Annotated in this window: 22 protein-coding genes, 3 tRNA genes and 1 pseudogene; 18 read left to right on the plus strand and 8 right to left on the minus strand. The window is 70.5% G+C overall.

The window, feature by feature from the left end:
• The 12 genes from ACFZAM_RS29240 (at position 1) to ACFZAM_RS29295 (ending at position 11737) form a co-directional block, all read left to right on the plus strand.
• Positions 1 to 657: a 4Fe-4S binding protein gene (locus ACFZAM_RS29240; RefSeq protein ID WP_391050405.1), complete on the plus strand. Its 657-nt coding sequence runs from the start codon at positions 1 to 3 to the stop codon at positions 655 to 657.
• Entirely contained in the window at positions 657 to 1334 is a 678-nt protein-coding gene (locus ACFZAM_RS29245) for an NADH-quinone oxidoreductase subunit J (protein WP_391050446.1), read from the plus strand. The genes ACFZAM_RS29240 and ACFZAM_RS29245 overlap by 1 nt, the downstream gene beginning before the upstream one ends.
• A complete protein-coding gene (gene nuoK, locus ACFZAM_RS29250) occupies positions 1334 to 1750 on the plus strand; it encodes an NADH-quinone oxidoreductase subunit NuoK (RefSeq protein ID WP_391050406.1) in 417 nt (138 codons plus the stop codon). Before ACFZAM_RS29245 ends, nuoK begins: the two co-directional genes overlap by 1 nt.
• Positions 1747 to 3741 (plus strand): NADH-quinone oxidoreductase subunit L, encoded by a 1995-nt coding sequence (locus ACFZAM_RS29255; protein WP_391050407.1) that lies wholly within the window; start codon positions 1747 to 1749, stop codon positions 3739 to 3741. The genes nuoK and ACFZAM_RS29255 overlap by 4 nt, the downstream gene beginning before the upstream one ends.
• A gap of 7 nt (positions 3742 to 3748) precedes the next feature.
• On the plus strand, positions 3749 to 5314 hold the full coding sequence (locus tag ACFZAM_RS29260; protein WP_355340330.1) for an NADH-quinone oxidoreductase subunit M: 1566 nt from the start codon (positions 3749 to 3751) through the stop codon (positions 5312 to 5314).
• Entirely contained in the window at positions 5314 to 6918 is a 1605-nt protein-coding gene (locus ACFZAM_RS29265; RefSeq protein WP_391050408.1) for a proton-conducting transporter membrane subunit, read from the plus strand. Before ACFZAM_RS29260 ends, ACFZAM_RS29265 begins: the two co-directional genes overlap by 1 nt.
• 196 nt (positions 6919 to 7114) lie before the next feature.
• Entirely contained in the window at positions 7115 to 7972 is an 858-nt protein-coding gene (gene htpX, locus ACFZAM_RS29270) for a zinc metalloprotease HtpX (RefSeq protein WP_188284004.1), read from the plus strand.
• A complete protein-coding gene (locus ACFZAM_RS29275) occupies positions 7969 to 8361 on the plus strand; it encodes a YccF domain-containing protein (protein WP_355340322.1) in 393 nt (130 codons plus the stop codon). The genes htpX and ACFZAM_RS29275 overlap by 4 nt, the downstream gene beginning before the upstream one ends.
• Positions 8362 to 8507: 146 nt before the next feature.
• The gene (locus ACFZAM_RS29280) at positions 8508 to 9413 is read left to right on the plus strand and encodes a MarR family transcriptional regulator (RefSeq protein WP_355340319.1); all 906 of its coding nucleotides are present in this window, start codon (positions 8508 to 8510) and stop codon (positions 9411 to 9413) included.
• 166 nt (positions 9414 to 9579) lie between these two features.
• A complete protein-coding gene (locus tag ACFZAM_RS29285) occupies positions 9580 to 10035 on the plus strand; it encodes a peroxiredoxin (RefSeq protein WP_355340316.1) in 456 nt (151 codons plus the stop codon).
• Between the two features lie 134 nt (positions 10036 to 10169).
• Entirely contained in the window at positions 10170 to 10835 is a 666-nt protein-coding gene (locus ACFZAM_RS29290; RefSeq protein ID WP_355340313.1) for a hemerythrin domain-containing protein, read from the plus strand.
• 182 nt (positions 10836 to 11017) lie between these two features.
• Positions 11018 to 11737: a hypothetical protein gene (locus ACFZAM_RS29295; protein WP_391050409.1), complete on the plus strand. Its 720-nt coding sequence runs from the start codon at positions 11018 to 11020 to the stop codon at positions 11735 to 11737.
• Between the two features lie 120 nt (positions 11738 to 11857).
• On the opposite strand, the gene ACFZAM_RS29300 is transcribed toward ACFZAM_RS29295, so the two are convergent.
• The 4 genes from ACFZAM_RS29300 to ACFZAM_RS29315 all read right to left on the minus strand — a co-directional run bounded on the left by ACFZAM_RS29300 (position 11858) and on the right by ACFZAM_RS29315 (position 15052).
• Positions 11858 to 13339 (minus strand): putative T7SS-secreted protein, encoded by a 1482-nt coding sequence (locus tag ACFZAM_RS29300; RefSeq protein ID WP_391050410.1) that lies wholly within the window; start codon positions 13337 to 13339, stop codon positions 11858 to 11860.
• 3 nt (positions 13340 to 13342) lie between these two features.
• On the minus strand, positions 13343 to 14077 hold the full coding sequence (locus ACFZAM_RS29305; protein WP_391050411.1) for a hypothetical protein: 735 nt from the start codon (positions 14075 to 14077) through the stop codon (positions 13343 to 13345).
• Entirely contained in the window at positions 14074 to 14388 is a 315-nt protein-coding gene (locus ACFZAM_RS29310) for a hypothetical protein (RefSeq protein WP_355340301.1), read from the minus strand. Before ACFZAM_RS29310 ends, ACFZAM_RS29305 begins: the two co-directional genes overlap by 4 nt.
• 175 nt (positions 14389 to 14563) lie before the next feature.
• The gene (locus ACFZAM_RS29315) at positions 14564 to 15052 is read right to left on the minus strand and encodes a YajQ family cyclic di-GMP-binding protein (RefSeq protein WP_188284013.1); all 489 of its coding nucleotides are present in this window, start codon (positions 15050 to 15052) and stop codon (positions 14564 to 14566) included.
• A 248-nt stretch (positions 15053 to 15300) separates the two neighbouring features.
• On the opposite strand from ACFZAM_RS29315, the gene ACFZAM_RS29320 reads away from it, so the two are divergent.
• Together ACFZAM_RS29320 and ACFZAM_RS29325 are read left to right on the plus strand one after the other, a co-directional pair.
• Positions 15301 to 15382, plus strand: a tRNA-Tyr gene (locus ACFZAM_RS29320).
• A gap of 105 nt (positions 15383 to 15487) precedes the next feature.
• On the plus strand, positions 15488 to 15676 hold the full coding sequence (locus ACFZAM_RS29325) for a hypothetical protein (RefSeq protein WP_355340298.1): 189 nt from the start codon (positions 15488 to 15490) through the stop codon (positions 15674 to 15676).
• 17 nt (positions 15677 to 15693) lie between these two features.
• On the opposite strand, the pseudogene ACFZAM_RS29330 reads toward ACFZAM_RS29325, so the two are convergent.
• A pseudogene (locus ACFZAM_RS29330) lies at positions 15694 to 15987 on the minus strand (site-specific integrase); the annotation flags it as partial.
• An 833-nt stretch (positions 15988 to 16820) separates the two neighbouring features.
• Here ACFZAM_RS29330 and ACFZAM_RS29335 point away from each other — a divergent pair.
• Positions 16821 to 18035, plus strand: coding sequence for a restriction endonuclease (locus tag ACFZAM_RS29335; RefSeq protein WP_391050412.1), 1215 nt, complete (start codon positions 16821 to 16823; stop codon positions 18033 to 18035).
• A gap of 94 nt (positions 18036 to 18129) precedes the next feature.
• Here the strand turns inward: ACFZAM_RS29335 and ACFZAM_RS29340 are convergent, their stop codons facing one another.
• The 3 genes from ACFZAM_RS29340 to ACFZAM_RS29350 form a co-directional block, all read right to left on the minus strand.
• A complete protein-coding gene (locus ACFZAM_RS29340) occupies positions 18130 to 19023 on the minus strand; it encodes an HNH endonuclease (protein WP_391050413.1) in 894 nt (297 codons plus the stop codon).
• Between the two features lie 491 nt (positions 19024 to 19514).
• Positions 19515 to 20174: an NAD(P)H-binding protein gene (locus ACFZAM_RS29345; protein WP_391050414.1), complete on the minus strand. Its 660-nt coding sequence runs from the start codon at positions 20172 to 20174 to the stop codon at positions 19515 to 19517.
• A gap of 10 nt (positions 20175 to 20184) precedes the next feature.
• Positions 20185 to 21462 carry an amidohydrolase family protein gene (locus ACFZAM_RS29350; protein ID WP_391050415.1) on the minus strand — a complete coding sequence of 426 codons (1278 nt, stop codon included), beginning with the start codon at positions 21460 to 21462 and terminating at the stop codon, positions 20185 to 20187.
• 541 nt (positions 21463 to 22003) lie between these two features.
• Between ACFZAM_RS29350 and ACFZAM_RS29355 the strand changes: the two genes are divergently transcribed.
• From ACFZAM_RS29355 to rpmG, 3 genes are all read left to right on the plus strand, one after another.
• Positions 22004 to 22076 (plus strand) — tRNA-Thr (locus tag ACFZAM_RS29355).
• A 45-nt stretch (positions 22077 to 22121) separates the two neighbouring features.
• Positions 22122 to 22194: transfer RNA gene (locus tag ACFZAM_RS29360), tRNA-Met, on the plus strand.
• Positions 22195 to 22280: 86 nt separating this feature from the next.
• Positions 22281 to 22445, plus strand: a complete 165-nt coding sequence (gene rpmG, locus ACFZAM_RS29365; protein WP_004571794.1) for a 50S ribosomal protein L33 — start codon at positions 22281 to 22283, stop codon at positions 22443 to 22445.
• The last annotated feature ends 16 nt before the right edge of the window (positions 22446 to 22461 follow it).

The raw sequence follows: 22461 nt of genomic DNA on the forward strand, positions 1-22461 counted from the left end.
ATGGCCATCCCCGGAACCGGCCTCGCCAAGGGCCTGGCCGTCACCCTGCGGACGATGACGAAGCGTTCCGTCACCGACCAGTACCCGGACGCGCTGCCCGCACTCCCGCCGCGCTCGCGCGGTGTGATCGCGCTGTTCGAGGAGAACTGCACGGTCTGCATGCTGTGCGCCCGCGAGTGCCCCGACTGGTGCATCTACATCGACTCCCACAAGGAGACGACACCGGCCGCCGCCCCCGGCGGGCGCGAGCGCAGCCGCAATGTGCTGGACCGCTTCGCCATCGACTTCTCGCTGTGCATGTACTGCGGCATCTGCATCGAGGTGTGCCCCTTCGACGCGCTGTTCTGGTCGCCGGAGTTCGAGTACGCCGAGACCGACATCCTCGAACTCACCCACGAGCGCGACAAGCTGCGCGACTGGATGTGGACGGTGCCCGCGCCTCCCGCGCTCGACCCGGCCGCCGAGGAACCCAAGGAGATCGCCGCCGCCCGCAAGGCCGCCGACAAGCTCATCGCGGCCCAGGCCCAGGCGGAAGCCCAGGCCCAGGCGGAGGCGCAGGCCCAAACAGAGGCCCGGCCGCAGGCCCCGACGGCGATCGACCCAGCGGCCGACCCGGCGACCGAAGGACCCTCCGCGCCGGGGGAGGGCGACTCGTGATCGTCCACGAAACCATCCACAGCCAGGGCGGCTTCCTCTCGCCCACCGGCGTCGAGATCGCCTTCCTCCTCATCGGCCTCGTCACTCTCGGCGCGGCCGTCCTGACCGTCACCACCCGGCAGCTCGTGCACGCGGCCCTGTGGCTGGTCGTCGCCCTCGGCGGCCTCGCCGTCGAATACCTGCTGCTCACGGCCGAGTTCATCGCCTGGGTGCAGGTGCTGATCTACGTCGGCTCCGTCGTCGTCCTCCTGCTGTTCGGACTGATGCTGACCAGAGCGCCCATCGGCCGCTCGCCGGACGCCGACTCCGAGAACCGCTGGGTCGCCCTCGGGGTCGCCGTCGCCGCCGCGGTCACCCTGGTGTGGGTGGTCGTGGACGCCTTCCGCTCCACCTGGATCGACCTGCACGGCGTGGTCCAGGGCTCCTCGCACGCCACCGGGCAGACCCTGTTCCGCTTCTGGGTGCTGCCCTTCGAGGCGCTGTCGGTGCTGCTGCTCGCCGCCCTCGTCGGCGCGATCGTCCTCTCCCGCCGCGAGACCGCCGAGGACCGCGCGGGCACCGGGACCTCTAAGGGCACCGGGACCGGCACCCCCACCGGCACCCCCACCGGCACCCCCACCGGCACCCCCACCGGCACCCCCAGCGGCACCCCCACCGGCCAGGGCAAGGAGAACTGATGCACCTCGTCTACCCGGCCGTCCTCGCCGCCCTCCTCTTCTGCGTCGGTGTCTACGGCGTCCTCGCCCGCCGCAACGCGATCCTCGTCCTGATGTCCGTCGAGCTGATGCTCAACGCCGTCAACCTCAACCTGGTCGCCTTCGACGTGTGGCTGCGCGACACCCTCCACTCCGGCCAGGCCCTCACCCTGTTCACCATCACGATCGCCGCCGCCGAGATCGGTCTCGGCCTGGCGATCGTGCTGCTCGTGTACCGCAACCGCGGCAGCTCCGACATCGACCGGCTCACCGACCTCGCCGAGCCGCCCGAGCACGCGTCAGCCGAGCACGCGTCAGCCGAGCACGCGTCGTCCGAGCACACCGCGTCCGACCCGGACGGCACGGCCGCCGACAAGAAGGCCGAGGCCGCCGCGTGACCCTGACCGCCCTTGCCGCGCTCGTCCCCCTCCTGCCCTTCCTCGGCGCGGTCACCGGACTCCTGCTCGGCCGGCGCGCACCCGGCTTCGTACGCCCGCTGGCCGTACTGCCCACCGCCACCGCCTTCGTGCTGGCCGCGGTCGTCGCCGCCCGCCAGGGCACCGGCGCGCCGACCGACGCCGTCCACAAGCTCACCGACACCGGCTCCGCGCCCGTCTACCTCGCCCTGCACCTGGACGGCTTCGCGGTCCTGATCGCCGTCCTCGTCGGCCTCGTCGCCACCTGCGTCCAGCTCTACTCCACCGCCTATCTGCGCGACGATCCGCGCTATCCCTCGTACGCCGCCCTCGTCTCGCTGTTCACCGCCGCCATGTTCCTCGTCGTCTACTCGGGCGACCTGATGGTGCTGCTGGTCGGCTGGGAGATCATGGGCATCTGCTCGTACTTCCTGGTCGGGCACTACTGGGAGACCGAGGCCGCCAGGACGGCGTCGATCAAGGCGTTCCTGGTCACCAAGCTCGGCGACGTCCCCTTCCTCATCGGGGTGTTCGCGCTCGCCGCCGACGCCGGGACCTTCCGGATCAGCGGCATCCTCTCCGCCGCGGCGGACGGCCGGCTCGGCCACCCCACGGTGATCGCGCTGCTGCTGCTCGCCGGGGTCGCGGGCAAGTCCGCGCAGTTCCCGCTGCACACCTGGCTGCCCGACGCGATGGCCGGTCCCACCCCGGTCTCCGCGCTGATCCACGCCGCCACCATGGTCGCCGCCGGCATCTATCTGGTGGCCAGGCTGCTGCCGGTGTTCACCGCGTCCGCCGCCGCGCTGGCCGTCCTCGCCGTGATGGCCGCCGTCACCATGATCGGCTCGGGCCTGGCCGCCCTCGCCCAGGACGACATCAAACGCGTGCTGGCGTACTCCACCATCGGCCAGCTCGGCTACATGGCGGGCGCCCTGGCCGTCGCCGACCGCGACGCCGCCGTCTTCCACCTCCTGTCGCACGGCGCCTTCAAGGCGCTGCTCTTCCTCGGCGCGGGCGTCGTCATCCACGCGGCGGGCACCAACTCGCTCACCGCGATGTCCCGCATGGGCTCGCTCGCCAAGCGCGTCCCCGACGCCATGTGGACGATGGGCATCGCGCTCGCCGCCCTCGCGGCCCTCCCTCCGCTGTCCGGCTTCTTCTCCAAGGAGTCCGTGCTGCGCGCCGCCGAGCACGCCTCGGCCGGGCACACCGCGCACGTCCCCTCGGCCGTCGGCTGGACCGTCTTCGTCGCGGGCCTGACCGCCGCCGTCCTGACCGCCGGATACGCCACCCGGCTGTTCCTGCTGGCTTTCCGCGGCAGCGGCCCCGAGGCCCCCGACCACGGCAGGCAGCCGGTCGTGATGACCTCCGTGCTGTGGGTGCTGGCCGTCCCCACCATCGCCTTCGGCGGCCTCGCCTACCGCGAGCTGCCCGACTGGTTCGGCGGCGCCCCGCTCGGCCCCACCCTGATCACCTCCGTCCTCGGCACCGGCCTGGCCCTGGTCGGCGTCCTGATCACCTACGGCGCCTGGAAGGCGGCCACCGCCACCCGGCTCGCCGTCCCCGTCGGAGCCGTCGTCACCGCCGACGGCGACCCCGGCGCGGAACCCGCCCTCGTCGAGGCCGAGGCCACCGCCACCCACGAGGCGATCTACGGCGACATCGCGTCCGCCGACGACCCGGGCGACCCCGGCCGTCTGCTGCTGGGCAGGCTGCACCGCCACGCGGCCCACGGCTTCCACCTCGACGCCCTCTACACCGCGCTGTTCGTCCGCCCGGTGCTGGCCGCCGCGCAACTCGTCCGCTTCCTGGACCGCGAGGTCATCGAGACCTACGTCCGCGGCGCGGGCGGCACCCCCCGGCTGCTCGGCGCGGCCGTCCGCAAGGCCCAGACCGGAAACGTCCAGACCTACCTCAGCGCGCTGCTGGCCGGTGCGGTCGTCCTCGCCGTCCTCGTCGCCGTCGGAGGCTGAGCCCGAAGTGAACGACACCGCCCTCCAGTACGTCCTCGCGGCACTCCTCGTGCTGCCGCTGCTCGGCGCGGTCGGCGCCCTGCTCCCGCCGCCGCCCGGCCTGAAGGGCCGTGACCCCGGCCAGGCCGTCCTGCGGCACGGCGTCACCGTCACCGGCGCCGTACTCGTCCTGGCGATCGTCCTCGCGGCCGGCTTCGACCACGACCACCCCGCCAGGACCCAGGCCACCACCGACCTCAACTGGATCCCCGCGCTCAAGATCCATCTCCACCTCGGCGTCGACGGCATCTCGCTCCCCCTCCTCGTCCTGACCGCGCTGCTGACCTTCCTCTGCGCGCTCTACAGCTACTTCAAAATGCCCGCGGGCCCCGGCCCCAAGGCGTTCGTCGCCCTGCTGCTGCTCCTGGAAGCGGGCACGCTGGCGACCTTCGCCGTGCTTGACCTGATGCTGTTCTTCCTCGCCTTCGAGACGGTCCTCATCCCGATGTACTTCCTCATCGCCCGCTGGGGCGGCGGGGACCGCGAGCGATCCGCACTGCGCTTCATCGTCTACACCCTCCTCGGCTCCGTGATCATGCTGCTCGGCCTGCTCCTCATCGGCGTGAAGGCGGGCACATTCGACATGGTGGCACTCGCCACTGACAACGGGTCATCACTCAGTCACTCCACGCAACTGATCGCGGTCCTCGCGATCGGCCTCGGCCTGGCCGTGAAAGCCCCGATGTGGCCGCTGCACAGCTGGCTGCCCGACGCCCACACCGCCGCCCCCACCGTCGGATCGGTGCTGCTCGCGGGCGTGCTGCTGAAGATGGGCACCTACGGCCTGGTCCGGATCGTCCTGCCGATGGCCCCCGACGGCATCCACACCTTCGCGCCCTACCTGGCCGCCTTCGCCGTCGTCGGCATCGTCTACGGCTCGCTCGCCTGCCTCGCGCTGGCCCGCCGGGGCAACGGCGGCGACCTCAAACGGCTGATCGCGTACTCCTCCGTCGGCCACATGGGCTTCGTCCTGCTCGGCATCGCCTCCCTGACCCCCACCGGCGTCAACGGCGCGCTCTTCGCCAACATCGCCCACGGCCTCATCACCGGCCTGCTGTTCTTCCTGGTCGGCGCCCTGAAGGACCGATACGGCTCCAGCGACCTCGACACCCTCGCCGGCGCCACGGGAGCCGCGCTCTACGGCAAGGCGCCGCGCCTGGGCGGCCTGGTCGCCTTCGCCGCCGTCGCCTCCCTCGGACTGCCGGGCCTGGCCGGATTCTGGGGCGAGATGCTGTCGATGTTCGGCGCCTTCAAACCCGCCGCGGGCCTCAGCCGCCCCGCGTATCTGACCTTCACCGCCGTCGCCGCCTTCGGCACCCTGCTCACCGCCGCGTACCTGCTGGTCGTGGTCCGCCGGGTCTGCATGGGCGACCGCGAGACCGTCGACGCGCAGCCCGCGCTCGCCGACGTCCAGGCGTACGAATTCGCCGCCTGGACGCCGCTCGCCGCGCTCACCGTCCTGGCCGGACTGTGGCCCGCCGTCCTGCTCGGCCTCACCGATCCGGCCGTGCACACCCTCCTCGGAGGCAACTGATGCCGTCCCTCGTGCAGTCCGTCGACTGGACGGCGCTCGCCCCCGCCGCCATCCCGGCGGTCCTCGCCCTCGTCGTCCTGGTCGCCGACCTCTTCCTGCCCAAGGCCCGCAAGGAACTGCTGGCCTGGACCACCGTCGCGGGGCTCGTCCTGGCCGCACTGGCCCTGATCCCGCTGCGGGCGGGCCGCCACGCCACCTTCTGCGTGACGGTCGTGCACCCCGGCACCGCCGCCGACCTCCCCGCGGGCGGCGGCGGGTGCTCGTACGCGGCCGACCACTTCACCCTGGTCATCCAGGCCCTGGTGCTCGGCGGCGCGCTGCTCACGGCCCTGCTCTCGGTCAACACCCAGGACGACCTCCCGGCGGGCGAGTACTGGTTCCTGCTGCTCGCCTCCGCCTCCGGCGCCGCGCTGCTGCCCGCCTCCCGCGACCTGGCGACCCTGATCGTCGCCCTCGAGGTCGCCACCCTGCCCGCCTTCGCGCTGGTCGGCCTGCGGCGCGGCGACAAGCTGTCCAGCGAGGCCGCGCTCAAGTTCTTCCTGTCCTCGGTGACCGCGACCGCCGTCTCACTGCTCGGCATCAGCTTCGTCTACGCGGCCACCGGCACCATGCACCTGGCCGCCGTCGCCGACGGCCTCACGCACGCGCCCGCGCAACTCGTCACCGTGGCGAAGGTCGGCGCGGCCCTCACTCTGGTGGGGTTCGCCTTCAAACTCGCCGCGGCTCCCTTTCACTTCTGGGTGCCCGACACCTACGCGGGCGCGCCGCTGCCGGTCGCCGCGTATCTGTCGGTGGTCGGCAAGGCCGCCGGTTTCTCCGGCCTGATCCTGGTGTCGGTCATCGCCTTCAAGCCCTACCACGACGTGTGGGGCCCGGCCTTCGGCGTACTGGCCGCGCTCACCATGACCGTCGGCAACGTCGGCGCGCTCCGGCAGCGGCCCGGCGTGCCGCGCGGCGCCGTACGCCTGCTGGCCTGGTCGTCCATCGGCCAGGCGGGTTATCTGCTGGTGCCGCTGGCCGCCGCGTCCTCCGCCGCCGACCCGGCGCACGAGATCGGCACCACCGTCGCGTACGCCCTGATGTACGCGGTGGTGAACCTCGGCGCCTTCGCCGTGGCCGCCCTCGTCTCGCGCTCCGCCCCGCAGGGCCGGCTCAGCGACTACCGGGGCCTGTACGCGACCCGCCCGCTGGCCGCCCTCGCGCTCGGCTTCTTCCTGCTGTGCCTGGCCGGACTGCCGCCCGGCGTCATCGGCCTGTTCGCCAAGGTCGCCGTCTTCTCCTCCGCCGTCGGCACGCAGCACGGCTGGCTCGCGGTGATCATGGCCGTCAACGTCGTCATCGCGCTCGTGTACTACCTGCGCTGGACGGCGCTGCTCTTCACCCGCCCCGAGGGCGCCCCCGAGCAATCCCCGAGCGCGGTCACGACCGGCGGCGCGAGCGGCGTCACGAGCGGCATCACGACCGGCGGCGCGCTCGCGGCCGTACCCGTCACCCGTACGCCCGTCGGCCTCGTCGCCGCCATCACGCTGACCGCGCTGGCCGGGGTCGCACTCTCCGGCGCGCCGCAGCTCGTCCTGCGGTACGCGCAGGGCTCGCTGTTCTGACCGGGTCCTCCCTCCGGCCCTCTGACCAGCACGTCCGTCCCCGGCCCCGACCGGCCGGGGGCCGTATCCGTACGCCCCGCGCCGGTAGCGCTGCGTGCGCATAAGGGAACTAGCGGCGCTCGGGTGGCGTTGTTGTGGGCAGGAGGTTCTCCTAGGGGGAGAGGTTCCCCCCGACGCACACTTTGGAGGGCGCACCGTGCACCGCCGGCACAACGGGTTGAAGACCGCCGTACTCCTCGGCGGTCTGTCGGCCCTCATCCTGGTCATCGGCAGCTTCTTCGGCCGGACCGGACTCATCGTGGCCCTGGTCATCGCGGTGGGGACGAACGCGTACGCGTACTGGAACAGCGACAAGCTGGCTCTACGCGCGATGCGCGCCCGCCCCGTCAGCGAATTCGAGGCGCCCGAGCTGTACCGGATCGTGCGCGAGCTCTCGACCACCGCCCGCGAGCCCATGCCCCGGCTGTACATCTCGCCCACCGAGGCGCCGAACGCCTTCGCGACCGGCCGCAATCCGCGCAACGCGGCGGTCTGCTGCACCCAGGGCATCCTGGCCATCCTCGACGAGCGCGAGCTGCGCGGCGTCCTCGGCCACGAGCTGAGCCACGTCTACAACCGCGACATCCTCATCTCCTCGATCGCGGGCGCGCTCGCCTCCGTGGTGATGTTCCTGGTCAACTTCGCGTGGCTGATCCCGATCGGCCGCTCCGACGACGACGAGGGCCCCGGCATCCTCGGCATGCTGCTGCTGATGATCCTCGGCCCGCTGGCCGCCTCGGTCATCCAGTTGGCCGTCTCCCGCTCGCGGGAGTACGAGGCCGACGCCTCGGGCGCGCGCCTGACCGGCGACCCGCTGGCCCTGGCCTCCGCGCTGCGCAAGCTCGAAACGGGCACACAGCAGCGGCCCCTCGCGCCCGAACCGCGCCTGGAGACCGCCAGCCATATGATGATCGCCAGTCCATTCCGCGCGGGCGACGTCTCCAAGCTCTTCTCGACCCATCCCCCGATGGCAGAACGCATCTCCCGCCTCGAAGACATGGCAGGCCACCGGTGAAGACCATCCTGAACGTCATCTGGCTCATCCTCTGCGGTGTGTGGATGTTCCTCGGCTACGTCCTGGCAGGGGCACTCCTCTGCGTCACGATCATCGGCATCCCGTTCGGCATCGCCGCCTTCCGCATCGGCGTCTACGCGCTCTGGCCGTTCGGCTACACCGCGGTCGAGCGCCGGGACGCGGGCACGGGCTCCTTCGTCGGCAATGTGCTGTGGGTGATCCTCGCGGGCTGGTGGCTGGCCCTCGGCCACATCGTCACCGGCGTGCTGCTCTGCGTCACGATCATCGGCATCCCGTTCGGCATCGCCAACTTCAAGCTGATCCCGCTGTCGCTCATGCCCCTGGGCAAGGAGATCGTGCCGACCGACCGGCCGTTCGCCTCGCGCTGAGCGCCTTCCGGCCGTCCGTCGCACCGAGCGCCTTCGGGCCGCCCCTCGGGCCGAGTGCCTTCGGGCCGAGCGCCTTCCGGCCGTCCGCCGTACCTGACGGCCGGTCAGGTGGCCGTCCCTGCTACCCTCACCTGCGGAGGTGCCGGGTGGACGACTACGCGCTCAGTGTCGAGACGGCGGACGCCGAACTGCCGCCCGCCCTCGCCGTCTACGCGGCGCATCTTCTGCGCCGCGCACACATCCGCGCCAACCGGGTCGCCGATCACCTCGCCCCGGAATTCGGCGTCGCGGCGGGCCAAGGCGCCTCAGGCGCGCGCGACTTCCAGATACTCGACGCGCTCGACGCCCCCGTCACGTACTCCCAGCAGGATCTCGGCGAGCGGCTCGGCATCAACCGCACCACCATGGTCAAGCTGATCGACCGGCTGGAGCAGGCGGGCCAGGTCACCCGCGCCCGCAACCCCGGCGACCGCCGCTCGTACGTCCTCGCCCTCACCGACGACGGCCGCAGCGCCGTCAAGGCCATGGAACCCGCGATGGCCGCGGGCGACGACCACCTCACCGCGGCCCTGACCGCCGCGGAACGCGTCCGCCTCGACGCGCTGCTGAGCACCCTGCTGGCCCGTACCCCGCCCGAGCGCGGTGTACGGCGTACGAGCCCGCTGATCGCCCAGGCGCACCATTTCGTACGGCGCCGGATCGAGGACGCGCTGACCGACGTCGGCCTCCAGGCGCGGCATTTCGGCGCGCTCACCGTCCTGGCCGACGAGGCGAGTTCGCAGCAGCGGCTCGCCCGGCGGCTCGGCATCAGCGAGCAGGCGATCCTCCAGATCGTCGACGACCTGGAGAGCGCGGGCCGGGTGGTGCGCGAGCGCGACCCGCGCGACCGGCGGCGGTACGCGCTGCGGCTGACCGACGCGGGGCGCGACGCGCTGGCCACCGCCCGGCGGGCCGTCGAGGCCGCCGAGACCGACATGGGCACGAGGCTCGGCACCGACGGCCGGGCGGAGTTGAAGGCGCTGCTCACGAAGATGCTGCGCGCGGACGTCTGACCACCGGCTGTCGCGCGCGGGCCGCCCGTACCGCCGTACCGTTTCCGCCCCCGACGCCCCTCGCGGACCGTGTCCCCCGACCCGCATCCCCGACCGCATTCCCGACCCGCATCCCCGGCCCGCATCCCCGACCGCATTCCCGACCGCATCCCACCGAGGAGACGTCATGGCCATTCTTCACGTCGGCGCCAAGGCACCGGACTTCACCCTTCCCGACCAGACGGGCAAGCCCGTCACGCTCAGCGATGTGCTGGGCGAGAAGGTCGTGGTGCTGTACTTCTACCCGAAGGACAACACCAGCGGCTGCACCACCGAGGCGTGCAGCTTCCGTGACAGCTACGAGAGCTTCACCGACGCGGGCGCCGAGGTGATCGGCGTCAGCTCCGACTCGGTCGAGACGCACGAGAAGTTCGCCGGCCGCCACGAACTGCCCTTCATCCTGCTCGCCGACACCGACAAGGCCGTCCGCAAGCAGTACGGCGCCACGAGCCTGGGCGTCGTGCCCGGCCGCGTCACCTTCGTCATCGACCGCGAGGGCGTCGTCCGGCACGCGTTCTCCTCGATGATGAACATCGGCGGGCACATCGGGGACGCGCTGAAGGTGGTCAAGGAGCTTCAGTAGCCGCTCGGTTCGGCCCGGAAATGGTTCAACTCCCGGATAGATATACGGATTGACGATTCGGCAGGCTGACTATAGCCTCGGTGTGGCGATTCCTCCTGATCCACTGGTTCACCTAGTTCCAGGGAGACACGTTGATGACCACTCCGCACCAGCCGGGCGAGACCGTCGATCTGACGATGATGTACGCCTTCCACGACGGACTGCGGCGCGACGTGGCGATCATCGCCAAGTCCGCCGCCGTCACGGGCGACGACCCGTCCCGGCTCACCGCCACCCACTTCGGGTGGGATCTGTTCAAGCGGTTCCTGACCATCCATCACACGGCCGAGGACGACGTCCTGTGGCCGAAGCTGCGCGGCCAGTTCGCCGACCGCCCCGACGACCTCGAACTCCTTGAGGCGATGGAGGCGGAACACGACCGGATCGACCCGCTGATCGCCGCGATCGACGCGGCGCTCGCCGACGAACAGGGCGGCCACACCGCCCTCGGCGACGCCGCCGACGCCTTCGCCACCGAACTGAACGCCCACCTCAGCCACGAGGAGAGCGACGCGCTCCCGCTCATCGAGCGCGAACTGTCTCCGGCCGACTGGGCCTTGTTCGCCGACAGCCAGCGCAATCAGATCGGCCTCGGCCTCGCGCCGCGCTACATCCCGTGGCTGCTCGACGGCGCCACCCCCGAGCGCGTCGCCGAAGTCCTGGCGATCTTCCCCCCGCCGCTGGCGGCCCAGTACCGCACGGCCTGGAAGCAGCAGTACGCCGAACTCAACCCGTGGGCGGCCGACTACGGCAAGCCGTGACATACCGCGCCGTCGGTTCAGCCCCTCGGCCCGGCCCGTCGCTTGAGCCCCTCGGTCCAGCCCGCGGTTCAGCCCTCGCTTGCGCCCTCGCTTGAGCCCGCGCCGCCGGAGACCCGCACTGCTAGGGTCGAACGCCGACGGCCGGACCCGATGGCCGCACCCACACCCGAGGGGGAATTCCCGTGCCTGCTGGGGCCTACGAGGGTGCGCCGCGCGACGGCGTGACGTACGAGAGCGCGACGTACGACGGGGTGACGTACGAGGGCGCGGTCGCGGAACCGGCGACGCGCGAGTGGTGCGCGCGGTCCCGCGGGCGGCTGCGGGCGCTGCTGATCGTCAGCGCCGCGGGCATCCCCGGCTGGGCCCTGGTCTTCGCCTTCCTCGACGTCTTCCTCGACATCGACGTCACCTGGCTCGCGTACGTCCTCATGACGGCCTCGATGCTCGGCCTCGGCTGGTGGGCCCTGATACAGCCGCGCTACAAGCGGTACTGGCGGGTCCTTCAGGTCTACCCCTGGCAGCGCCTGGACGGCGTCGCCCAAGTGGCCGATAACGGCGTGCCGTTCTTCCGGCTGCCCGTGCCCGACAACCCGGACAAGGACGTGAGCATCCGGGTCCGCTTCCCCGACGTCCGCCGCTGGCGGCGGGTGCTCGGAGAGAACGCCAAGCGCGAGGTCTGGTTCGCGGGCGACCCCAGGATCGGGGGAGTGCTCGCGCTGCCGGGGCCGCGCGGGGTGAGCCTGGTCAGGCAGGGCGGGGCCGCCGGAGCCGCCGAGCGGACCGATGAGGCCCGCGGCGGCGGCCCGGCGATCCGGGACATCGGCGATGAGGCGCTGCGCCGGGCGCGGGCCGCCGGTTTCGGCGACCCGCGGTACGACGTGGCCGTACGGCGCGGCTCGTAGCGGTCGCGGGTCCTGGTCTGTCCGGCCTCTGGTCTGTCCGGCCCCCGGTCCGTCCGGCCCCCGGTCTGTCCGGCTCCTGGCGGTGAACCGGACCCGGCCCGCTCGGGTGAACCTCCCCGTTCAGTGCCGGCCGGTGCGGTAGCCGCCGCCCGAGTTGCCGAAGCCGGTGAGCGTGCCGAAGCCGATGTTCTCGATGGTGAAGTCCTTGCCGAAGACCGTGCTCTTGACGGTCTCCTTCGTCACCGACGTCACCAGCCCCTTCGTGGCGCCGATGAGCGTCTTTCCGCGCTGCGTCAGGCCGTTCATGTCCATCGACAGGTGGCCCAGCGCCCGGCGTTCGGCGCCCGACATCGCGGAGATCGGGCCGCTGTAGTAGAGCCGGGGGATCTTGGCGAAGCCCTTGTCGACCAGCGGGGAGAGCCCGGCGCCGATGGTGTTGCCCGCGACGTTGGCCAGGAAGTTCTTCTTGACGTTCGTCCAGCCGCCGTTCATGGCGTCCTTGAGGGTGTCCTTGCCCAGGCCCTTGGCGAAGCCGAAGGCGACCTTGCGGAATCCGCTGAGGTCTTCGCCGTACTTCCACACCTTGATGACGTTCTGGTACTTCCGCTCGGCCTGGAGGATCTTCACCGCCCACTTCAGCTTGCCGATCTCACCCGCCTTGACCAGCATGCTGACCTTGCCCATCACCGGGATGCAGTCCAGCGCGGCGAACAGCAGATCGCCCCAACCCGCCTTGCCCTGAATGAATTTCACCAAGGTGTCGGCGAAGACCAGCAAGGCCGCGGCCAGCACGATCCAGGCCAGCGGACCGCCGATGAACAGCAGCAGGATGCCGCCGATGGCGACGATCACCTTGAGGATCGGGAGGATGACGCTCCACGCTTTGACCAGGAAGTCCCCGAGCTTCTGGTACCACTTCTTGTTGTGGATGCCGACGTCGGAGGCGTGGTCGAGGTCCTTCTTGAGGACGTCCACCGCCGTGCCGTGGTTGGTCCCGGCGTCCTGCGCCTTCTTGCGCAGCTCGGCCAACTGCTGCTGAATCCCGGAGACCTGGCCCGCGACCTGATTCTTGTGGGCGTCGGCCTGCTGGGCGTTGCGGACCGCCTGACGGACCTTGTCCGGGTCGGGCGGCGGTACGTTCCCGCCGGCGCTTCCGGCTGACCCCTTGGAGCCGTCGAGCTTCGCCTTGGCCTCGCCCGCCGTGGTCGCGTCGACCTGCGCGCGGGCCAACTCGGTCTGCTTCGCGGCCAGATCGTTGCGCAGCAGACGCGCCTGGGACAACGCGCCGTCAGCGGTGGACTGTTCGGTCTCCACCGAGTCGGCGAAGGTCACCAGGGCGTCGCCGGCCGCGCCGTAGGAGTCGTGGAGCTTGCCCAACTGCCCGGGCAGCTTGCCTATTTGGCCGCGGAACGCCTCGGCGGCCTTGCCGTTCCACTCGGCGAGCGCCTGGTCCTTGGCCGCTCTGCTGAGCAGCGAGTGCACGGTCGCCACGTCCTCGGCGAAGGTCTGGAAGCGCCTGCCCTCGGCCCTGATCTCGTAGACGTCACCGGGAGTCGGGTCGCTGTCGAGGTCGAGATTGTGCCAGTCGGTGGGTCGGGTCACGGCTCAGCTCACCCTCTCGGCGGACCCGGCGGAGGGGTCGTCGTCGGCGTACACGAAGCGGAAGGTCTCGGTGATGCCGTCGAACAGCTCCAGCATCGGCTCGGCGAGGGCGAGTTGGGAGGTCGCCCCGCTGATCACCGCGACCCGAGGGTCGCCGCCGGGGAACGGTACGAAGGTCTGCATCAGCACCATCCGGACCGTACGGTCGTCGTCCGGCAGCTCGATGTCGTCGATCCCCTCGCTGCGCGCGGCGGAACCCGCGTCCGGCAGCTCCGCCAGCTTGATCCGGCGCCACGGGTCGGTCGGCCTGCGGCCCGCGGCGACCGGCTTGAGCGCCGCCACCAGCGCCGCCAGATTGCCGCCCGCCCCGCCTGCCCCTCCTGCCCCGCCGCCGGGCCGATCGCCGTCCGCCGTGCCGTCCGCCCGGTCGTCGGCTTCCAGGACCGCGATCGTGACGCTCGCCGTCAGCGGTGCCTCGTCGCTCAGGTCGGCCAGCGCGCCGAAGTACAGCACCCCGGTCTGCCATGCCTCGTCGGCCGTACGGGTCAGCGTGCGGATGAGCGCCGTCCTGGAGTCGGCCAACTCCGGCCGTTCCCGCACCCGTTCGCGTACGACCTCACGTATCGACGCGTCGCGCGTGGCCGGATGGATGTCGAACTCGTACCAGGAGCTGGGCACCAGGATGTTCACCCCGCGCACCGGCGACGTGCCGGAGGGGGCGGAAGAGGACACGGTCACGGCTGACCGCCGCCCTCGTGCTTGGCCAGGGCGTCCTTCAGCTCCTGGTCGGTCTTGGTGAGCTCGTCCACGACGGCCTGCGCCATCTTCGCGACGCTCTCCAGACCGCTGTCGATCTCCTTACGGCCGTCCTTCCAGCCGTGCATGAAACCGTCGAGCGCGTCATGCGCCCTGGACGAGCCCAACTCCCCGTTGCCGAGGGCGCGATCGACCTGCCCGGTGTCGTCCATCCGCGTCTTGACCGATCTCAGCCCCGTCGCCAGGTCGCTGAGCCCGATCAGACTTATCGTCAGATCTCCTTTGGCGGACATGCCTGGTACTTCCCCGTTCCCCGTTGCCTGTCTTGGCCAGGCAGCCTATCGCCGGGGGCGCGGGCGCCACAGGGATTCGGCGGCCACGGGGATGGGGGCGGCCACAGGGATGCGGCGTCCACGGGGGAAACCGGCGGGAGGGCCGCGACGCGGGCCGCGGCCTCCCGGCGTGGAATCAGCGGTAGTTGACGAACTGGAGGGCGAAGTCGAGGTCCTTGCCCTTGAGCAGGGCCTGGACGGACTGGAGGTCGTCACGGCTCTTGGAGCTGACGCGCAGCTCCTCGCCCTGGACCTGGGCCTTGACGCCCTTGGGACCTTCGTCCCTGATGATCTTCGCGACCTTCTTGGCGTTCTCCTGGGAGATGCCTTCCTCGATCGAGGCGAAGATCTTGTACTCCTTGCCGGAGAGCTGCGGCTCGCCCGCGTCCAGCGCCTTCAGCGAGATTCCCCGCTTGACCAGCTTGGTCTCGAAGACGTCCAGGATCGCCTTGACGCGCTCCTCGGAGTTCGCCTCCATCAGGATCTTCTCGCCCGACCAGGCGATCGAGGCCCCGACGTTCTTGAAGTCGTACCGCTGCGAGATCTCCTTGGCGGCCTGGTTGAGGGCGTTGTCGACCTCCTGCCGCTCGACCTTCGAGACGATGTCGAAACTGGAGTCGGCCATCTTCAGTGGGCTCCTTGGGTATCGCTTGTCTGTCTTCCATCACATCCGCGGCCCGATCCCCGGACCACCATCCCCAAAGACTAGGGCCTGTCGTGTGGATCTCCGCGGGGAAGGAGCGGTGTCCGGTGCGTGCGGACACAAGGGGGAGGCGGTGATCAATCCGGTGGCGAACCACCCCTCCGGATCGGGTATCGTTTACGTCGTCGCCACGGCACCCCGCACCCAGCGGATCCGCGGCTTCATCCCATGGCGGTATGCCCGAGTGGCCAATGGGAACGGACTGTAAATCCGTCGGCTCTGCCTACCGTGGTTCGAATCCACGTGCCGCCACGCTGCCTGAGGGGCCTGTGACCAGCATCTTCGCTGGACACAGGCCCCTCAGTCGTTCTCGACGACTGCTGTGCCGGAATGGTGAGAGCTGACGGGGGGCATCGCATGAGCAAGCGGCGGTATGTGGCGCGGGGTGTCCCGGGTGGATACCGCATCTGGGACAACAAGGGGCGACGCTGGTGGGGCGACCTCTATGAGCTGTGCCCGGACGACCTCACGGCAGAACTCAACGGCGGGGCCGACCCCGGCAGGATCACCGCACTCATGAAGCGCTACCGGGCGCTGAAGCGGTAGCCGTCCCACCTGATCAGCTACCGCCAGCGCATCAGAGCGGCGTCGATCCGGTCGTTCGCCATGCTGGTGGCTCCGTCCAGGCACTTGGCGTAGACCTTGAGCAGCACGGCGACCGAGTGGCCGGCGCGGCGTGCGACCTCGACAGGGTCGACGCCGGAGTTCAGCCACAGCGACACACACGCGTGGCGCAAGTCATACGGGCGGGCACCGAGAGGCGACGCCAGTTGGTCCGGCGTGAACGACTGCTTCCGGGCCCGCGCCCACACCTCGCCGTACCCGCTTTCCTGGACGATGCCGCCGCCTGCTTGCCGTCGAGCCGGAGCGTGAAGCCAGTCAGCACCTTCCGCAGCAACAGCGGGTCGTCCAGGGCGCTGACAGGGACGGTGTGGGCCGCGACCCAGACTGGCCTGGCCGGCCAACCGCATTCGGCGGCGGCCAGCGCTACGTCTCACGGGCCTTGATCCGGTCGGCCGGGTGGGCGCGCCGGCGCTGCTCGACGGGGCGTTCGGCCCATGCCGTGTAGCACTAGGGAGTGCGCGGGCAGCACCGGGGATCAGGCCGCATCGTCGGCCTCCCGCACGCACGGGACGCACAAGCGGTGCCGAGTGGAGATCACGTACGGCCGCACGGTCCGGCACGCGGGGCAAGTACGGCTGGCGCGCATCGTCGCGTGATGCGCACGCCACTGCAGGTGGATGACTACGCCGACCCAGAATTCGCTCTTGCCAGGGACGTGTGTCGCTGGTGGCAGTGAGCACCTTGCAGATCGACACAATCGTCTCGGTCACGAGGATCATGGATTCGTCCAGCCTCAGAGCAGTACTGAGGGATGGATCGACAGTGCGCCGGTACATGGCAGCTCTCGATTGAATAAGTGGCGACGGGCACCGGGTCCTGCACCGCGGCGCCTCTTTTCCCTCAGGTCCATGCACCACCTCAGCGGTACCGACGAGGTGCTCCACTTGACACAGAATTAGTGCCGCAACCGGCTCGCCCACTACGCCACCGTAGTTGGAGAATCTGACACTGGCGTCGCCCTTCCAACCCTGCGCCAGCGCAGTTGTGATTGAAGAGCTACGAACCTCTTGCGACGACCGCAGGTCGACTCTGATGAATGTCAGCCTGGGTTGGTAGAAGTACTTGTATGCCTCTCTCGCCGCAAACACCAGGCCAGGACGTCCCCTTCGACCAGCTCAAGCACTCTGATCTCGCGGTGGACGCTGTCTACGCCGGCGGAGCGTCAGGGCACTCCGGCGACGACGCGCTCGCTCAGTTGCTGCCAGGTACTGGTAACCAGGGTGGGTTCCGCTACGCCGGCTCGCCGGCCAAGGGGACTGTCCGGCTGGTCGTTCTGTACACCAGCGGGGGAGAGGTGGACTGGCCTGACTATCTGGACACCGGGACAGGGACATTCACCTACTACGGCGACAACAAGACGCCGGGCAAGGGCCTGCATGAGACTCCGCGCAAGGGCAATGTTCTCCTGCGGGATGCCTTCGAGCACTCCCACGGGACGGCCCTGGTCCGGGGTGCCAAGGTGCCGCCTTTCCTGCTCTTCGAGAAGGCCCGAGCCAAAGGGCGGGCGGTGCGCTTCCGAGGCCTGCTTGCCCCGGGGGGACCCACTCTGACCGCGGATGACGAACTGGCGGCGATCTGGCGGTCAACTGAGGGGAAGAGATTCCAGAACTACCGCTCGCGCTTCACGGTGCTGGATGTCGAGCTGGTCCCCCGCAGTTGGATCGGTCACGTCCTGGGAGGCGGCGATGTGCTTGGAGGAGAGTGCCCTGAGGCGTGGAAGGCATGGGTGCAGAGTCGTGTCTACCGGCCGCTGCTGGCGCCGGCCACGACTGCCATCCGTTCCACTGCGGACCAGCTCCCTTCTGACAAGACAGGGCAGGCTGTGCTGGATGAGATCCGGCAGCACTTCCGCGGGAGGGAAAGTGACTTCGAGGCGTGCGCAGTGGCCGTTTGGCGGTTGATTGCCCCGTCTACTGGCGCAGTCGATGTGACGCGGCCCAGCCGCGACGGCGGTCGTGACGCTGTAGGCGTCTACGTGCTCGGCGCTCCGGCAAACCCGATCAGCATCGATTTCGCACTTGAGGCCAAGTGCTACGGCCCGGGCAACGGCGTTGGAGTCCGCGAGGTCTCGCGTCTGATCTCGCGAATCCGTCACCGCAATTTCGGCGTGCTGGTCACCACGTCCTACTTCAACCGGCAGGTACAGAGCGAGGTCCAGGAAGACGGACACCCGATCGCGCTTGTCTGCGGGCGCGACATCGCGGACGCACTCCGGCAGCACGGCAGGGCCACCGTCGCTTCGGTGCGTGACTGGCTCCAGCAGAGCTTCCCCCGGCTATAGCAGGCACGTGGCCATCTCGGGCGAAGTTCTGCCCCCCGGCATATAACGGCCGGGGGGCAGAACTTCGACGCCATCCGGTGAGGCATGCAGACAGCTAGTCGCCGGCTGCTTTGCGGCGCTTCCGCTCGCGCTCGTATGCCTTGACCGCGGCAGGTGCTCCTTCGGGAGGCCACGGTTCCCAGGAGCGCAGCTCGTAGGTCACCGAGGTCACGCCGTTCTCCTTGAACCGGTGGGCAATGATCTCCCACCCCAGGATGAACCGCAGTTCGCGCAGCCGCTTCATCGGGTCTCCCCGGTGCGTCTCGCGCGCCACGATGTGGATGAGCTCCACTGGGGTTGCCTCCCCTCTGCTCGCGAAGGCCTTGAGGAGCTCTCCGATCCGTTCCCAGGGGTTGGTGCGGTAGATGGCCTGTCCGAACGCCTCTCTGTAGGGGGCCAGAGACTTGAAGAAGGCGCGCTTGCCGTTGTTGTGCGGCTGGCAGAGCGGTTCCAGATTGTCCAGCTCCGTCTCCCCGCCCCAGGACCGCGGAACGATGTGATCGATCTGGAGCCGGGCATCCTGCGGCCCGGCACCGCACATCGCGCAGAAACGCCCTTTCACGGTGAAAACCTCTGCCTGAAGCCGCGGGCTGATCCTCCCTGAGTCGCTGGCCGGCGTCTCACTCCACGCGTCGAGCCGGTAGACCCACTTCCCGTCTCCTTCCCGCCGGTAGGAAGTCACTGTGAAGTGGTCACGGACCTCCCGTAGGCGGCGCTGGGCTTGTACGTTGCCCTTCCCGAAAACGTCACGAGAGCGCTCGACCCACTCATCCATGGTCGGCGGATCGTCGCGGCGCTGCAGCAAGAAGCGGCATGCTTCGGCCGTCTCCCGGCTCGAAAACAGCGCCTCAATCTCCGGGCTGTCCCACTCTGGCAGTGGCCGTTCCGCAGCCTCACCTATGGCCGTCACTCGCGCCTCCCTGACGAACGCCGATTGAAGTGCCGACAACGAGAGATTGTAGGAGGGCGGCATGATGCCTGGCAACGCATTTCTGTCATGCCGCCTAGGCGCGACAGAGTCTCAAACGGCCTCAGAGCTGCGCCTTTGGGTACTTTACCGCCGCCGGACTGCTCTCCCGACTGCTGGTTTTCCGGCGGCGAGATGGATGCAGGACCGACTGTTCGGGCCATGCAGAGGGGATTGCACGGGTGGGGCGGAGGAGGTTTCAGCGGAGCCAGCTCATGTCAGCGGGAGGCAGGTTTGTCCGCTGAGGCCGTACCAACGCCAATTCCATGATCATCCCCCGTGTGTGTCCCAACGGGGCCTCCTGAAACCAAAACTGCTGCTCGGATGGGGTGAAATCGGCGCACTGTAAATCCGTCGGCTATGCCTACCGTGGTTCGAATCCACGTGCCGCCACATGATGAGAACGGCCCCCCGGCCTGCTGGAGAGCAGGGAGGGGGGCCGTTTTGGTGTGTGTGCGGGGGAGGGGGAGGGGTTAGGGGAGGGCGGCGGTGCGGAGGGCTTCGGGGATGGTGTCGGTGCCAGAGACGAGTTCGAGGGTGAGGCCGGCGGTCGAGGGGGTCAGCAGGAGGCCGGCCAGGACGGCGGCGACGTCGTCGCGGGGGATGGAGCCGCGGCCGGTGGAGGTGGCGAGGCGGACGCGGCCGGTGCCCGGGTCGTTGGTCAGGGCGCCGGGGCGCACGATCGTCCAGTCCAGGTCCGTACGCGCGCGGATGTCGTCGTCGGCCGCGCCCTTGGCGCGCAGGTACTCGGTGAAGACGGGGTCGTCCCCGCTCGCCCGGGCGTCGGCGCCCATCGAGGAGACCACCAGATAGCGCCGTACGCCCGCCTGTTCGGCCGCGTCGGCGAAGAGCACGGCCGCCGCGTGGTCGACGGTGTGCTTGCGGGCGGCCCCGCTGCCCGCACCCGCGCCCGCCGCGAAGACGGCCGCCTCGGCGCCCTCCAGGACGGCGGCCACCTCCGCGACCGTCGCCGATTCGAGGTCCAGGACGACCGGCTCGGCGCCCGCCGCCCGCAAGTCGTCGGCCTGGGCCGGGTTACGGATCAGCCCGACCACACTGTCACCGCGCTCGGCGAGCAACCGCTCAAGCCGCAACGCGATCTGTCCATGTCCACCAGCGATCACCATGCGCATGGACGTGACGCTACGCCTCGCGGTGCGACTGACGCGGGAGGTCGAGCGCGGCCTCGCTCGCCGAGTCGCAGTATTCGCGCACCGCGCTCGTCCGCGAGACCACCCGGCCCCGGTGGATGACGATCCGGCTGTACGCCAGGGAGAGCACCGCCTCGACCCCCTCCCCGCGCACCGCCAGCAGCTCGGCCGGGAAACCGGCCTCGACCCGTACCTCCGGCAGCCCGAGCACGGCCCGCGCCCGGCCGCTGACCGCCGCGTACGCCTGCGCCGCGCCGCACTCGCCGTAGGAGGCGAGCAGGAAGGCGGCCTCCAGCGGATCGCCGCGGCCGACCGGATTGGCCAGGTCGCCCAGCGCCCCGCTGCCCGCCGTGACCCGGACGCCCGCCGCGCGCAGTCGGCGGACCGGGGTGTGCGGACCGCCGCCGCGGCGTACGGAGTCCAGCGCGCCGCAGCCGCCCTGGGGGAGCGCGGTGACCGAGATCCCGGCGGCGGCCAGCCGCTGCGCGGCGGAGTCGATCGCCTCGGGCGGCAGCGCGCTGAGACCGTGGCACGGGCCGAGGGTGACGCCCGGCCGCAGACCGCCCGCCATCGCGGCGAGCCGGGCCAGCCGGGCCGGGTCGTCGGCGGCGGTGTGCAGGTCGACCGGGAGCCCGAACTCGGCGGCGAGCGAGAACACGGCCTCGGCGTACCCGCTCGGGTCCGGGTCCAGATCGGGGCAGCCGCCGACCACCGCGGCGCCCATCTTCAGCGCGTCGCGCAGCATCGCGAGCCCGTCCGCGCCCGCCGCGCCGGTCAGCAGCCGCGGTACGGCGACGGTGTGCAGGTCGACGAGCCCGCGTAGCGCCCGCCGCGCCTGGAGCACGGCTTCGAGCGCCTGCAACCCCTGGACGTCGCCGATCCGCACATGGCTGCGCAAAGCGGTGGCGCCGTGGCCGAGTTGGAGCAGCGCGGCCTCGGTGGCGCGCCGCTGCACATCGGCGGGGTCGTCGGACGGCGGCCCCGCGGCGCCCGCGGTCAGCGCCAGGTCGAGGTGGGCGTGCGGCTCGGCGGGCGCGGGCAGCAGCAGATATCCGCGCAGGTCGATACGGGTGCCGTCGGCCGGACGGCGTGACCCGTCGGCGGTACGGCCCGCGGCGGGCGCGAGGCTGCCGGCGGTGCCCACGGCCTCGATCCGGGGGCCGCTGAGCCGTACGTCCACGGTCCGGCCGTCGGTCAGCCGGGCGCCGCACAGCAGCAGGGTGGCGGTTTCTGCGGCGGTGCGGGCACTGTCGCGAGGGCTGTCGGTCATCGCGCTCCTCCGGTGCGTGCAGGGCGGGCGGCGGGAGGCAAGATCACGCAAAGCCGAGCTTAGGGGTCAGCACGGCACACACCTGACAGGAGGGCATTAGTCGTACCGGTGGGGGTCGTGAGACGGGGCACACGGTACGGCCGGCGCCGCGCGGGGGAGCGGACGCGCTCGCGTTCCGGTGCGCCCGGAACTCGTACGCGCCGGCGCGCGATTCGCGGGAGCGGGCGGACGCGGTTCCGCGCGGAGAGCGAGGGCGGGTACGGCTCCTGGCAGGCGCGGCCCGGGCGGTCGCGGCGGCGCGGGCGGTCGCGGCGGCGCGGGCGGACCCTCGTGGCGGCGGTGCGAACAGGCCCTCCTGTCCGGCGGTCGCGGCGGTGCGAACAGGCCCTCGTACGGGGCCCGTCGGCCACCCGGCGCGCGGCGGCCGGGAGGTGATCACGTCCTGATCAGGGGGTGGGCGTGACGCCCCGCGACGCCCGATGTGCCCTGCCCGATACGGATTTCACGTATCGCGGCGGACCGTGTAATGTCTTCCTCGCTCGCCCCAATAGCTCAGTCGGTAGAGCGTCTCCATGGTAAGGAGAAGGTCTACGGTTCGATTCCGTATTGGGGCTCAGATGGATCGGTTCCCCGCCGCCAGGCGGGGACCAGTTCGTCAAAGCGGCGTAGCTCAGTCGGTAGAGCAAGCGGCTCATAATCGCTGTGTCACCGGTTCAAGTCCGGTCGCCGCTACTCACCGTAGCCGATTGTGGGATCGGTCCCTCAGTCGGCTACTATTCTCATGTTCAAATCACCCCCGTTCGTCAAGGAGCACTCACGTGGCCGCCACAGACGTCCGCCCGAAGATCACGCTGGCCTGCGTGGAGTGCAAGGAGCGGAACTACATCACCAAGAAGAACCGGCGCAACGACCCGGACCGTCTTGAGATGAAGAAGCACTGCCCGCGTTGCAACGCGCACACCGCGCACCGCGAAACGCGCTGACTCCAGGCCGTAGCAG

Source organism: Streptomyces sp. NPDC008079 (assembly GCF_042957385.1).
In the GTDB taxonomy this organism is placed as follows: Bacteria; Actinomycetota; Actinomycetes; order Streptomycetales; family Streptomycetaceae; genus Actinacidiphila.

Excerpts from the sequence above, each read along its gene's own strand:
- ACFZAM_RS29335 (WP_391050412.1), top strand. The coding sequence starts at position 16,821 with ATGCCTCTCTCGCCGCAAACACCAGGCCAGGACGTCCCCTTCGACCAG.
- ACFZAM_RS29350 (WP_391050415.1), bottom strand. The coding sequence starts at position 21,462 with ATGACCGACAGCCCTCGCGACAGTGCCCGCACCGCCGCAGAAACCGCC.
- ACFZAM_RS29285 (WP_355340316.1), top strand. The coding sequence starts at position 9,580 with ATGGCCATTCTTCACGTCGGCGCCAAGGCACCGGACTTCACCCTTCCC.
- ACFZAM_RS29345 (WP_391050414.1), bottom strand. The coding sequence starts at position 20,174 with ATGCGCATGGTGATCGCTGGTGGACATGGACAGATCGCGTTGCGGCTT.
- ACFZAM_RS29315 (WP_188284013.1), bottom strand. The coding sequence starts at position 15,052 with ATGGCCGACTCCAGTTTCGACATCGTCTCGAAGGTCGAGCGGCAGGAG.
- ACFZAM_RS29325 (WP_355340298.1), top strand. The coding sequence starts at position 15,488 with ATGAGCAAGCGGCGGTATGTGGCGCGGGGTGTCCCGGGTGGATACCGC.
- ACFZAM_RS29240 (WP_391050405.1), top strand. The coding sequence starts at position 1 with ATGGCCATCCCCGGAACCGGCCTCGCCAAGGGCCTGGCCGTCACCCTG.
- ACFZAM_RS29290 (WP_355340313.1), top strand. The coding sequence starts at position 10,170 with ATGACCACTCCGCACCAGCCGGGCGAGACCGTCGATCTGACGATGATG.
- nuoK (WP_391050406.1), top strand. The coding sequence starts at position 1,334 with ATGCACCTCGTCTACCCGGCCGTCCTCGCCGCCCTCCTCTTCTGCGTC.
- ACFZAM_RS29310 (WP_355340301.1), bottom strand. The coding sequence starts at position 14,388 with ATGTCCGCCAAAGGAGATCTGACGATAAGTCTGATCGGGCTCAGCGAC.
- ACFZAM_RS29265 (WP_391050408.1), top strand. The coding sequence starts at position 5,314 with ATGCCGTCCCTCGTGCAGTCCGTCGACTGGACGGCGCTCGCCCCCGCC.